The organism is Pseudidiomarina salinarum, from assembly GCF_000753715.1.
GTDB lineage: Bacteria > Pseudomonadota > Gammaproteobacteria > Enterobacterales > Alteromonadaceae > Pseudidiomarina > Pseudidiomarina salinarum.
This window is the reverse complement of record NZ_JPER01000001.1, coordinates 538494-551247: the sequence shown is the minus strand read 5'-3', so window position 1 is coordinate 551247 and position 12754 is coordinate 538494. Positions and strand designations below refer to the sequence as shown.

Below are 12754 nucleotides of genomic sequence, written 5' to 3'. Positions count from 1 at the left end.
GCTTACTCCACTGTCGGACCCAGCATCTGCCAGGCCTCATCAAGATGATGCAGTAATTGCTGCACCTGTTTCTCGGTTGTGTAAGCGGCCAGCGATATCCGCACCACCGCAGTCAGATCCCAGGATTGCAGCAGCAACTGCGCACAATGATGCCCGGCTCGCACCGCGATCTGGTGTTCATCCAGCCACACCGCTAAATCATAGGCATGAATGTCGGGGCAGTAAAAACTGACGACAGGGGTGTGTACATCGCCCGCCGGTAGCACCTGTAACCAACTCCGTTGTTGCAGGCCGCTGAGTAACTGTTGCCGCAATTGCTGCAGATAGACACTAACGCCGAGCTGCCGCTGCTCCTGCAACCACTCAAGGGCTGTAGCCGTTGCGCTGATAGCACCGGTATTTGGCGTACCCGCTTCAAAGCGCTGGATGCTATCGATCAGTTCGGCCTCATGCCGACTGACCTGGCTAACCACCCCACCACCTACCACAAAAGGCTCCATGCGGCGCCACAACCGGCTGTGCATATAAAGCACCGCACAGCCTGGCAGCCCGTAGGCTTTATGGCCACTGAAAACCAGCGCGTCACAGTCCAGTTTCGCAACGTTAAGCCGGGTATGCGCCACCGCCTGCGCGGCATCCACAATAACCGGGATCTCGCGCTGGCGGGCCGCGTCAGAGAGGTCCGCCACCGGGAACACAGCGCCGGTAATATTACTGGCCAGCGTTACACTGATAAGCCGGGTACGTTCATTAATCAGTTGCTGCCACTCACCAAGCTGGCCACTGACCGGATCCACCGGGATAAATCGTAACACCAGCCGGTGCTGCATCGCCAGGCGTTGCCACGGCAATATGTTGGCATGATGCTCAGCATCGGTCAGCAAAATTTCATCACCGGCGCACCAGTTCACGGGTAACTGCTGGGCCAGACCATTCAGCGCGGCCGTGGTTGACGGGGAGAAGGCTACATCGGCGGGCTGCGCACCGATAAAATCAGCAGCTATACCCCGGGCCCGTTCGAGCATGTCGGTGGCGGTGCGGCCAAGCCGGTGGCTGCCGCGGTGCACGTTCGCATGACTGGTGGTGAAATAATGCTGATAGCTATTCAGCACCGCAGCCGGAACCTGACAGGTGGCAGCACTGTCCAGATAGATCAACTGCGGGTTCTGCTGCAGTAGCGGAAACTCCGCAACGGGCGGCTGATAGCTGTCAGTCAAGGTTCGTCTCCGTATGCTGTTGCAGAAAACTGATAATGTGTGGATTAACCAGTTGCGGCGCGGTCACAGGTCCCATGTGGCCACAGGCCAGGGTTTCGGTTTCAACCTGCGGCAGCACCTGTTTGAGCCGTGCCGCGACTTCCTTCGCACTGTGCCGGCTGAAAGCGCCGCTCAGCAATAAGGCCGGGGCCTGTATCTGGCGGTAATCATCCGCGCTACAGGGCTCGCCCATCAAGGCGGCAAAATCCATGGTCACTTTGTCAGCCTGACGTAGCATACCTTGCCGGATGCGCTCTGGCAGCGCGTCAAAGTAACCGGGCTGGTTCCAGTAGTCGACGAAAGCACGCGTCGCCGCTTCAGCATCAGCCTGATGCATCTGCCCGGCGATTTTGTCGATTTCCTGCCGCGCTGGCTCATCAGCGTCCAGTACATGGAAGGCAACCGGTTCGAATAAAGCCAGGCTGCGCACTGGCAGATACCTCTCGCGGGCTATTTTTAACGCCAGAGCAGCCCCGTAAGAGTGGCCAATCAGGTGTAGCGGCTGATCGACCCCTGCCGCGCGCACGCTAGCCACAACCCTGGGTATTTCATCGGCAAGCCGAAAGGCATCGGGATTATCTACCTCAGGCGCGGGTGCTTTCCCGTAACCCAGCAAATCAACTGCCAGTACGTCAAAAGCACCACTGAGTTCCGCCTGCAGCGCCCGCCACTGACCGCTGGTACTTTGTGAGCTATGCAGCAGCAAAACCGGTGGTTTGCCCGGGGTTCCAGTGCGATAGCTCCCTGCAACCTCTGTCATAGCTGGCTTCCGATCGCATAGCCCAACATATAGCCGGCCTGAACCAGCAGCACGATAAAGGTGCCAAGCACACCAATCGTGCGGCCCCACGACGGGCCGATACTCATCCGCAGACCAATAACGTGACAAATGCGGGCAACAAAGAGTAAGCCGCCTAAAGCATGCAGCAGCCACATATCAGCGCCGGTCAGCTCCATCAGCACCAGTAATAACAGCGCCAGTGGCACGTACTCAGAAAAATTACCGTGGGCGCGTACAGCGACCTTCAGATCCTGAGATTCACCAGTCCCTAAACCTACCCGGTCACGCCAGCGCAGCCGGATAATCGCGGCAGACAGGCCAATATAGAGTAAGGTCAGTAAACCAGCATAGAGCAGACTTGTAGTTAACATGAGTTCCATGAACGCACCTCTGACTTATAGTTATAAAAAAACCCACACAAGGTGGGTTTTTGAAGAATATAGTACGGCCGGTGTCAGCTTAACAGCTCGCCAAGCTCGGCACTGATTGATTCTACATCACGGGTTCCATCAAGGCGATGAAAGACCGTTTTACCTTGCTCTGCTAGTTTACGATAATACGCGACTAATGGCTCGGTTTGTTCATGATAAATTGCCAACCGCTTACGTACGGTTTCTTCTTTATCATCTTCCCGGACAATCAGCTCTTCGCCGGTCAGATCATCTTTGCCTTGCTGCTTTGGCGGGTTGTGATCCACATGATAGACGCGACCAGAACCCGGGTGCACCCGGCGGCCCGCCATACGCTTTACAATCACATCATCAGGTACGGCGAATTCGAGTACATAATCGACTTCAATACCCGCTTCATGCATCGCATCAGCCTGCGGAATAGTACGGGGGAAACCGTCCAGCAAATAACCGTTCTGGCAGTCGGGTTCAGCGACCCGCTCTTTTACCAGACCAATCATAATATCGTCTGATACCAGCTTACCGGCGTCCATAACTGCCTTAGCTTTTTTGCCTAATTCAGTTCCGGCTTTAATCGCAGCCCGTAACATATCACCTGTTGAGATTTGTGGAATCCCAAAGGTTTTCATCAGGAACTGCGCCTGTGTACCTTTCCCTGCGCCCGGAGCGCCCAGCAGGATAATGCGCATGAACAACCTCTTTGTTTGCTTGTATAGTTTGATCGCTTGGAGTAAGCCCGAACTTTACCTTGCAGCGGCAGGGTTTACAAGTCCGGGCAGTGCTAAAACAGGCGCCAGGATCAGGCGTCAGTCAGCTCCAGCATCAACCGGTTAAGCCGGGTCACAAACTGCGCCGGGTCTTTCAGGTTGCCGCGTTCAGCAAGGGTCGCCTGATCCAGTAACAGTTGCGCCCATTCACTGAAACGCTGCTCATCATCAAGTGCCACTACACGTTGTACCAGTGTATGCTCCGGATTCACCTCAAAGATATACTTGGTTTCCGGAACCTTCTGGCCAGCAGCTTCCATCAGTTTTGCCATCTGTGTACTCATATCGTTTTCATCCGTTACGATACAAGCCGGGGAACTGGTCAGCCGGTGCGTTACCCGTACGCTTTTAACCTTGTCGCCAAGCGCTTTTTCGAAACGCTTCGCTGAGTCTTCAAAGGCTTTTTCAGCAGCTTCCTGTTGCTGTTTGCTGTCCTCATCTTCCAGCTCACCCAGATCCAGATCACCGCGGGTGACCGACTGGAATGCTTTCTCTTTGTATGTGCTCAGATGGCTCATCAACCATTCGTCTATACGCTCCGAGAGCAGCAATACTTCGATGCCTTTCTTGCGGAAAATTTCCAGCGCCGGGTTGTCGCGCGCGGCTTCATAGCTGTCAGCGACAATGTAATAGATGCTTTGCTGTTGTTCGGGCATACGCTCAAGGTATTCATCCAGGCTGGTTGATGCCTCGCTGGTATCCATGTGCGTTGAAGCAAAACGCAGCAGGCTGGCAATCTTTTCCTGATTTGCCTGATCTTCAGCTGGCCCTTCTTTGAGCACGGTGCCAAAGGTGTTCCAGAACTGCTGATAGGTTTCCGGCTCATCTTTCGCCAGTTTACTCAGCATGCTCAGCACTTTCTTGGTGCTGCCATTGCGCATAGAACGGGTGATCTTATTATCCTGCAGAATTTCACGCGACACGTTGAGCGGTAGGTCACTGGAGTCCATCAGGCCACGCACAAAGCGTAAATAAGTCGGCATCAGCTGCGTGGCGTCATCCATGATAAAGACGCGCTTCACATAAAGCTTGATACCATTTTGCTGTTCACGGTTCCATAAATCCCACGGCGCCCGCTTCGGGATATACAATAAGCTGGTATATTCCGACGTGCCTTCAACCTTGTTGTGGCTCCACAGCAGCGGATCCTCAAAGTCGTGGGCGATGGTCTTATAGAACTCTTTATATTCTTCATCAGAAATTTCTGACTTTTCCCGGGTCCACAGCGCCTGGCCGGAGTTCACTGCTTCCCAACCGTCAGCTTTACCGTCGTCATCGCGCTTCGGCATTTGTACCGGAATATTCAGATGGTCTGAATACTTGGTGACAATGCTCTTCAGGCGCCATTCATCAAGGTACTCTTCGGCGTCGTCGCGAACTTGCAGAATAACATCGGTACCGCGTTTTGCTTTATCGATCTGGCGTAGATCGAATTCACCTTCTCCGCGTGAGCTCCACTCGATAGCTTCATCGGCAGCAGCACCCGCAGCACGGGTACGAACCGTCACCGATTCAGCGACGATAAAGGCAGAATAAAAACCGACACCGAACTGACCAATCAGCCGGCTGTCTCTGGCCTGATCGCCGGATAACTTGCTAAAGAAATCTGCCGTACCCGATTTGGCGATGGTACCTAAGTTACTCATCACCTCGTCCCGGGTCATGCCAATGCCATTATCACTGATGGTAATGGTACCGGCTTCTTTATCCGCACTAACGCGCACATAAAGTTCGGCATCGTCAGCCAGCAGGCTGCCATCACTAAGCGCCTGAAAGCGCAATTTGTCAGCTGCATCCGATGCGTTGGAAACGAGTTCCCGAAGAAATATTTCTTTATTGGAATAAAGGGAATGAATCATCAGGTGAAGCAGTTGCTTCACTTCGGTCTGAAAACCGTGGGTTTCCGATTGACGGGCTTCCGCCATAGTGGTCTCTCCTGCACTATTGATGGTAAATACTGCTTAAAGAGATGGGGACGGCGCCTGAGAATTCAAGCACCTGACCGACTAATTCATATCAATAACTTTACGGCCGCTGAAAGCATGGCCTAAAGTGGCCTGATCCACGTATTCCAGTTCGCCCCCTACCGGCACCCCATGCGCTATCCGGGAGGTCGCAATCCGCTGACGGTGAGCTAGATCCGCAATAAAATGGGCGGTTGCTTCGCCTTCTACGGTCGGATTGGTGGCGAGAATAACTTCCTGCACGGGCTCCTCGCGGAGCCGTTTGGCCAGAATATCCAGGCCAATATCATCAGGACCAATCCCGTCCAGTGGTGACAAGTGTCCCATCAATACGAAATAACAGCCCTGATAGTATCCGGTTTGTTCAATCGCCAGCACATCTGCCGGCGTTTCAACGATGCATAGCAAGCCGCTGTCCCGCCGCTTGGGCTGGGCGCAGATACCACAGACGGCGTCTTCGGTCAGGGTGCGGCAAACCTCGCAGTGACCGACTTTTTCGACGGCCTCGGTTAAGGCTGCAGCCAGGCGTAAGCCGCCTTCGCGCTGCCTCTCCAGAATCTGAAAAGCCATACGCTGGGCAGACTTAGGGCCTACCCCCGGCAATAACCGCAACGCCTGGATAAGTTCTGTAATCGCCGGACTCAGTCGCATCGTTAAACCTTAATCAGAACGGCATTTTAAAGCCCGGTGGCAGGTTCATGCCGCCGGTAACTTCTGCCATCTTGTCTTTGCTGGTTTGCTCAACCCGCCGCACCGCGTCATTAACCGCGGCCGCAATCAGATCTTCAAGCATTTCCTGATCGTCATCAGCCATCAGGCTTGGATCAATCTGGACCCGACGCACATTATGGTTGCCCAGCATAGTTACTTTCACCATGCCGGCACCCGCTTCGCCGACCACTTCCATACCGGCGATTTCCTGCTGCACTTTCTGCATCCGGTCTTGCATTTGCTGGGCCTGTTTCATCATTGCGCCCATTCCACCACCTTTAAACATAACAACCTCTTATCTGTCTGACTTGTAGTTAATCTTTCACTTAATTTGGCTTTACGCTGTCTTCAATTAACACCGCGCCAAAAGTATCCGCCAGCGCCCGGGTTAACGGATCAGCCGCCAATTCGGCATGAGCCTGTTGTAGCCGCTGCGCATCAATCTGTAATTGTATTTCGGTTGGGGTCGGCTGATCAGCGTTCTCAACCACCACCCCGGTCAGCTTCATTGCCAGGTTATCCTGCAATACGCCGGTTATCACTTCAACCGCGCTGTCGTTCAGCAAGTGGGCCCAGTCGGAGCGCAGACAAAGCTGGTAATCGCCATCAACTTTACGCAATACGCTGTTACGTGCCAGTTGCCGCGCCAGACCGTGCAGTTCGCTATTATCAATAATTGCTGCCCAGGAATCCACTTCAGCTGCGGTGCGGACACCTTTTTCAACGCCAGGTGCCGGCGCAACATCAGGCTTTTCTTCGGCTACCGGTTCAGCCAGCTCGAAATGTGATTCGGGCTCAGGTTCAGGTTCCGTTTCAGGTGCTGGCTCCGGCTCTCGTTCTGGTTCTGGTGCTGCTGACAGTGCGGTTACCGGGGCTTCAGGATTTTTTTTTTGCTGCAGGGCATCCCGCGTTGCAATCAAGGCTTCAATATCAGCGTTGCTGCCCGCAGATTTGGTCGGTTGTGGCTGTTCTGCAGCCGGCTGTTCGGCGACAGGTTCGGGCTTGGATTCAGATTCAGGTTCAGGTTCAGATTCAGGTTCGGCTTCGGGCATGACCTCGGCTTCAACGTCAGGCACACCTTGCTGTTCGTCGCGAACCTGAGTAACCGTAGCCGCTTCAGTTTCAATCAGTTCCAGATATTCTGGCCGGAAAGTCATCATCCGTAACAGAGTAATCTCTACCCCGCTGCGGGTGTCCGACGCAAAATTCAAATCCCGGCGGCCTTGCACCAGGATATCGTAAAATACGTGAATCAGTTCCGCTGGCAGCTGCTGTGCCAGCCGTTGCTCGGCGTCACTTAAACCTAAGGTGTCGGCTACTGCCGGAACCGCCTGGTACAGAGCAATCTGGTGAAGTAAGTTTTGCAGCTCTGATAGCAGGCTGGCAAGGTCAGGGACCTGCCCCGCTACCTTATCCAGAGTCTGTAATAAGGCTTCACCCTCACCCGTCAGGATCTGCTGTAGCAGCGCAACCAGTTCGTAGCCCGGCACACTACCCAGCATTTGTTGTACGCCGGCCACAGTCACGGCGTGATCGCCTTGCGCAATTGCCTGGTCAGTCAGACTCAGCGCATCACGAAGGCTGCCCTGAGCCGCCCGGGCCAGCAGCTGTAAAGCCTGGTCGTCCGCAGCAATGTTTTCGCTCTGCAATACCTGTTGCAGATGGCCGGCAATTTCCGTGCGCGACAGCGCCTTCAGATTAAACTGTAAACAGCGGGATAAAACCGTGATGGGAAGTTTTTGCGGATCGGTTGTCGCCAGCAGAAATTTGACATGTTCAGGCGGCTCTTCAAGGGTCTTCAGCAAAGCATTAAAACTATGCCGCGACAACATATGGACTTCGTCAATCAGATAGACCTTAAAGCGGCCCTGGGTTGGCCGGTACTGAACGTTATCCAGCAGTTCGCGGGTGTCTTCCACCTTGGTGCGTGAGGCGGCGTCAATTTCCAGCAGATCGACAAAACGTCCCTGATCTATTGCGGTACAAGCGCCACATTCGCCACAGGGCGAAGCAGTAATGCCGGCTTCACAATTGAGGCTCTTTGCCAGAATACGGGCAATCGTTGTTTTGCCCACTCCCCGGGTACCTGTAAGTAACCAGGCATGGTGTAAACGACCGGAGTTAAGCGCATTAATCAGAGGCTTAAGCACATGCTGTTGCCCGACAACTTCGGTGAAGTTGCGCGGACGCCATTTACGTGCCAGAACCTGATAACTCATGCCAATATCCTTTGCTGTTAATGCTGCTACGTTACCCTAAAACAGCCAAAGCGTACAGTCCATAAACCGTCAGGCAGTGCGGCATTCAGGCGGTAGCATGGAACGACCGAGATCCTTCAGCAGCCCAAGCAGGCGCTTATTATCAATCGGCTTGGCCAGGCATAAATCAGCGCCAGCTTTCGCCGCGGCCGCTTCTACTTGCTGTAATTCCTGCGTCGTCATCAGTATCAGCGGGGTTTCACGGTAATCCGGAAGCTCACGCAGATTGCGCAACAACGCCAGGCCATCCATCAGCGGCATTTTATGATCCAGCAATACCACATCGTAGACATTGCTCTTGGCCTGACTTAAACCATCCAAACCGTCAGTCGCGCAAGTAACTGTAAAAGGGCTATCGGCTAACGCCTGCAACAGGGTGTTCCTTGTCGCTGGCTTATCTTCAACCAGCAATAGTGATAATGACATACTCAACCCTTTCGATAGATAATTCGTGGTTTAACTCGAGAAAAACTGAATCCACGCCAGCACCGCCGGCAGCAAAGGGATCGCAACGACCACCAGTACCGCTAATAAGCCTAAAGCTGCGTTCGAAGGGTCGCGGAAATTCTCATCATGTGCCATAGCAAACAACCTCAGTAGCTATAAAATTTTTGCGGTGCGGATCATACTTGATTAACGTCCCGCTAACAACACGCCTCGTTCGGCAAAATCAGGAAGAATTTGTGCTACCCCGGTACGCACTACTGAGTCATCGAGCTGCGGCAATAACTGGATCAGCTGCTCGGTCAATTCGTCTCGCGTCAAGCCAGATGGGCTTTGGCGTAAACAGTCCACCAGTACCGCGGTAACCGGGTTCAGTTGCAAAAAGCGGATACGGGCAGACGCCTTATCTTCACTGCTCTTCAGCGGTCTGAACACCAGCAGGAAATAGCCCTCAGCAGAGGAATCCGGATCGGCGTTCTGCGCACTAATCCAGGCGACCGGAAAGGTGAAGCTACCAAATTGCGCACTGGGGTTAAGATACCAGCGCGCATCGCCGCCCCTGGCCTCGGTGTCAGCTGCACTCAGTTGCTGTAATTCATCAGGGATGACAGCAAACATCGCTTCGACTTCCATCCGCTCGTAGGCAGCCAGCTCATAAGTGTACGCCGGCACCGACTCAGGCAGCACCTCCTGCCCGGCAAGAAACTCGACAAACTCTTTACCAATTTCCGAAAAATAGGGTGATGCGGCCGTGTGCTCCCGAATGAACCGGTCGGCCAGCTGCTGCCACGCCTCTTTGCTCAAAACCTCGCGCAAGACCGGGAAACCGCCCCGCAGAAAGGTATTCACATTGTTGGCGATCAGCCGGCGGTAAACCTGCAGCCGGCGCATCTCAATGGAACCAGGTATCGGTGCGTTATCCGGATCCCGCAACCAGTCGACAAAACCTTGTTGTGTTTGCTGGTAGTCAGCCATCGGCGGCGTCCTGTAAAGCGCTGATCTTGTTGGCCTGATTACGTAATTCCGCTAATGGGGGAATGTTAAAGTCGCGTTCCAGCAAAGTCGGGAATACACCGTGTTGCTGATAGGCATATTCCAGCAACTTCCAGACCTCCGGCTTCACATCAGAACCGTGGGTATCAATTAACAGATCCGGAGCCTCATCGAAGTGGCCGGCAATATGGCCATAAGCGATGCGCTCAGATGGCAACTGTCTGATAAATTCGTAAGGATCGTAGCTGTGGTTTACGCTGTTCACATACACATTGTTGACGTCAAGCAAGAGCTTACAATCCGCTTGTTCCAGTACCTGCCGGACAAAGTCCAGCTCGCGTATTTCCTGACCTGGCGCAGCATAATAGGAAACGTTTTCCAGAATCAGGGGGCGTTCCAGTAATTCCTGTACCCGCCGCACGCGTCCCGCCACATAGTCAGCAGCTTCGTCAGTGAAAGGTATAGGTAACAGATCGTAGAGGTGCCCCTGTGCGGAACAATAACTGAGATGTTCGCTATAAAGATCAATCTGATAGCGGTCTAAAAAGTCTTTGATCGCCAGGATGAAAGGTTCATCCAACGGATCCGGGCTGCCTATGGATAATGACAGTCCATGGGTGGTTAGCGGGTAACGTTCCCTGATCTCCGCTAATTCACGACTGGCTTCGTTTCCTCGTGGTATCCAGTTTTCAGGAGCGACCTCCCAAAAACCAACGGCGGGAGTTTCCTGCAATACATCCGCCAGAAACTCCCGCCGTAAGCCAATACCTACGCTGCGCCGCACTTGCCTTCGCCGCATTTACCTTCGCCGCACTTCCCTTCTTCGGCTTTGTCTTTCTTCTCTTCGGCTTTATCTTTCATATCGTCTTTACGATCTTCACCGCACTTGCCTTCACCGCACTTACCTTCCTTGTGCTTTTCCTTGTCTTTCATTTCTTCTTTGCGGTCTTCACCACATTTGCCTTCCTTGTGCTTATCAGGAGCCTGCTGATGGCTTTGTTGCTGGTAGCCACTTGCTAATTCTGAATAGGAAAACGGGCTAGCGGTTGCCGCGCTAACACCAGCGGCACTTGCCATCATGGCACCAACTGCAATAGATACAGATTTTTTAACGTTATTCATAATAACCTCCGGAGATGATGTATTAATACTTCGACTAACAAGCCTAAGCATAGTTCATTCGACTCAAAACTTAAAAAAAACCCCGCGATTTTAGCGGGGCTTTTCATTAACTTTGCAATGAACGCTGCAAATAATCTTACAGACTTACACCACGATTTTTCGCTTTTTGCCGGATATATTGCTCCCAGCTACGGGCGTTACGGCGTTGCTCTTCATACTTCTGCGCTTCCTGAATATACGTCAGTGCCTGACTGAAGTTATTCGCGTAGAAATACGATTCGGCCAGTGACATATACACCGGACCCGGGTCGTCATAACCCAGCTCGATCGCTTTCAGGTACGCCTGAGACGCCCGGCTGTAATTCTCCGCGCGCAGATAAGCTGTACCCTGGCGACGATACTGGCTGGCTTTACCCTCACGGTCTTCTTCCAGTTCAGCAGCTTTGCCATACATTTCCGCAGCAAGATCATATTCCCTCGCGGCTTCATAGTTATTGGCTGCACTCTGATAATTACGGGCCGTCTTCTTAATATCGCCACTCGCCAGATGCTTTTCCATCAGCGATGCAGATTTATACGGAATTTCGTTGTTGTTATACAACTGAACCAACGAACGGTATTGGCTTTCCTTATCGAAGTAACCCGCCAGATAAGCAATCTCAAGAGTCTGTAGCGCTTTTTCTACTTTCTCTTCGAGCATGTACATCATGCCCAGCTGATTCCACCAGACTTTTTCACCTGGGAGTACATTCAGGCCGTTTTCAAGAACATCAATTGCGTCTTCATACATCTTCCGTTCGTAGTACGATGCGATTTTCAGTATGTAAGGGTTTTTGTTGGGTTCCTGATAGTACTGGATCGCCATGTCTGCCGGTTTAATAACCTTATCAAACTGCTTCATTTCGTAATAAGCGTTAGCAATACGAAGGAAAACATCAGGGTTATATTCACCGGTAAACTGTAACCACTTCCCGTAGTACTGGATAGCCTGCGAGTACTTCTCGAGCTGCAGACTCAGGTCGGCAGTCAACTTAAGTGCTGCTTCATGGTCAGTAAAACCAAGGACATCTGCGTCAGCAGCGCCTTTAGTCAGCTCTAAAGCCTTCTCCAACTTATCGTTGGCTGCATAGAGGTTCCCCAAAAAGCGATTAACATAGGCAATATCAAAGGGATCCCGTGGGGATGCTTGTTCCAGTTCAGCGATAGCGCCCTGCACGTCTTCCTGTTCGCTATAGAGCTCGAAAGCACCCATAATCCGGCGACCGACACGGTCAGATACAGCCTTATTCTGGCGCGTATCTTTACGTTCCTGAATCGTCTCCGCCGAGGGCAAGTCATAATTGATGTTCTGTGCAATGGCAGGCGCGGAAGCGACTGCCAGCACAGCACACAATATACTCGCACTAAATAGGACGGTGAGTTGTTTGTGTATCATCGTTAATTAGCCCTCGTCCAGATTGAATTCGAGTCGAACCGTCTGGCCGGGTTGCCGTACTGGCTTCCCGTCAACGATCTTCGGCTTATACTTCCAACGGTACAGCGCCCGACGAGCTTCCTGATCGAATACCCGACGTGGTTCTGAGTTAATCACTTCGACGTCAGTCACACCACCGGTTTCGTCAATGGTAAAGCGGAGATCCACCCAACCATTGATACCATCCCGCTGTGCGGCTGGCGGATAACGCGGATTAATACGAACAATCGGCGTTGCTTCACCATCAGTTGCGACACCATCAGTCGAAAAGCCAGTGTCCGTTCCACCCACATCGACCTCAAAGCCCAGATCCAAATTCATACCAGCATCATCAGATGTATCTGGCTCATTTGGCGGCGTTTGCGGCGGCTGCTGCGGTGGTGGCGGCGGTGGTGGAGTACGACGACGTACGTCGGTATCCTCATCCGCCGGCTGGCTCACAATTTCGATGGCAGCTGTTGGTGGAGGCGGCTCGTTCCGTCCTTCGCCTCCACTAATCAGAAATGCCATAAAAGCGAACAACAGGAACGTGGCAGCCGCACCTAATAGTATTGATACTATAAAGCGCACCATA

Annotated in this window: 15 protein-coding genes; all 15 read right to left on the bottom strand. The window is 52.9% G+C overall.

Going from position 1 to position 12754, the window contains the following annotated elements; all coding sequences use genetic code 11:
- Positions 1–2: 2 nt before the first annotated feature.
- Positions 3–1217 carry an aminotransferase class V-fold PLP-dependent enzyme gene (locus IDSA_RS02575; protein WP_034773965.1) on the bottom strand — a complete coding sequence of 405 codons (1215 nt, stop codon included), beginning with the start codon at positions 1215–1217 and terminating at the stop codon, positions 3–5.
- A complete protein-coding gene (locus IDSA_RS02570) occupies positions 1210–2016 on the bottom strand; it encodes an alpha/beta fold hydrolase (RefSeq protein ID WP_034773964.1) in 807 nt (268 codons plus the stop codon). Before IDSA_RS02570 ends, IDSA_RS02575 begins: the two co-directional genes overlap by 8 nt.
- Positions 2013–2408, bottom strand: coding sequence for an MAPEG family protein (locus IDSA_RS02565; RefSeq protein ID WP_232221249.1), 396 nt, complete (start codon positions 2406–2408; stop codon positions 2013–2015). Before IDSA_RS02565 ends, IDSA_RS02570 begins: the two co-directional genes overlap by 4 nt.
- Before the next feature lie 83 nt (positions 2409–2491).
- Positions 2492–3136, bottom strand: a complete 645-nt coding sequence (gene adk / locus IDSA_RS02560) for an adenylate kinase (protein WP_034773960.1) — start codon at positions 3134–3136, stop codon at positions 2492–2494.
- Between the two features lie 110 nt (positions 3137–3246).
- The gene (gene htpG, locus IDSA_RS02555; protein ID WP_034773957.1) at positions 3247–5139 is read right to left on the bottom strand and encodes a molecular chaperone HtpG; all 1893 of its coding nucleotides are present in this window, start codon (positions 5137–5139) and stop codon (positions 3247–3249) included.
- A gap of 81 nt (positions 5140–5220) precedes the next feature.
- Positions 5221–5829 (bottom strand): recombination mediator RecR, encoded by a 609-nt coding sequence (gene recR / locus IDSA_RS02550; RefSeq protein ID WP_034773955.1) that lies wholly within the window; start codon positions 5827–5829, stop codon positions 5221–5223.
- Positions 5830–5842: 13 nt separating this feature from the next.
- Positions 5843–6175, bottom strand: coding sequence for a YbaB/EbfC family nucleoid-associated protein (locus IDSA_RS02545; RefSeq protein ID WP_034773954.1), 333 nt, complete (start codon positions 6173–6175; stop codon positions 5843–5845).
- A 40-nt stretch (positions 6176–6215) separates the two neighbouring features.
- Complete coding sequence (gene dnaX, locus IDSA_RS02540; RefSeq protein WP_034773952.1) at positions 6216–8108, bottom strand: DNA polymerase III subunit gamma/tau; 1893 nt, start codon at positions 8106–8108, stop codon at positions 6216–6218.
- Between the two features lie 69 nt (positions 8109–8177).
- A complete protein-coding gene (locus tag IDSA_RS02535; RefSeq protein WP_051986017.1) occupies positions 8178–8573 on the bottom strand; it encodes a response regulator in 396 nt (131 codons plus the stop codon).
- 30 nt (positions 8574–8603) lie between these two features.
- Complete coding sequence (locus IDSA_RS12240; RefSeq protein WP_269623265.1) at positions 8604–8729, bottom strand: hypothetical protein; 126 nt, start codon at positions 8727–8729, stop codon at positions 8604–8606.
- A gap of 51 nt (positions 8730–8780) precedes the next feature.
- On the bottom strand, positions 8781–9566 hold the full coding sequence (locus IDSA_RS02530) for an HvfC family RiPP maturation protein (RefSeq protein ID WP_034773950.1): 786 nt from the start codon (positions 9564–9566) through the stop codon (positions 8781–8783).
- Positions 9559–10383 carry an HvfB family MNIO-type RiPP peptide maturase gene (locus IDSA_RS02525; RefSeq protein WP_034773948.1) on the bottom strand — a complete coding sequence of 275 codons (825 nt, stop codon included), beginning with the start codon at positions 10381–10383 and terminating at the stop codon, positions 9559–9561. Before IDSA_RS02525 ends, IDSA_RS02530 begins: the two co-directional genes overlap by 8 nt.
- Positions 10353–10706 carry an HvfA family oxazolone/thioamide-modified RiPP metallophore gene (locus IDSA_RS02520; RefSeq protein ID WP_034773947.1) on the bottom strand — a complete coding sequence of 118 codons (354 nt, stop codon included), beginning with the start codon at positions 10704–10706 and terminating at the stop codon, positions 10353–10355. The genes IDSA_RS02525 and IDSA_RS02520 overlap by 31 nt, the downstream gene beginning before the upstream one ends.
- Positions 10707–10842: 136 nt before the next feature.
- Entirely contained in the window at positions 10843–12141 is a 1299-nt protein-coding gene (locus IDSA_RS02515; RefSeq protein ID WP_051986016.1) for a tetratricopeptide repeat protein, read from the bottom strand.
- Positions 12142–12147: 6 nt separating this feature from the next.
- Positions 12148–12753 carry an energy transducer TonB gene (locus IDSA_RS02510; RefSeq protein WP_034773946.1) on the bottom strand — a complete coding sequence of 202 codons (606 nt, stop codon included), beginning with the start codon at positions 12751–12753 and terminating at the stop codon, positions 12148–12150.
- Position 12754 lies beyond the last annotated feature (1 nt).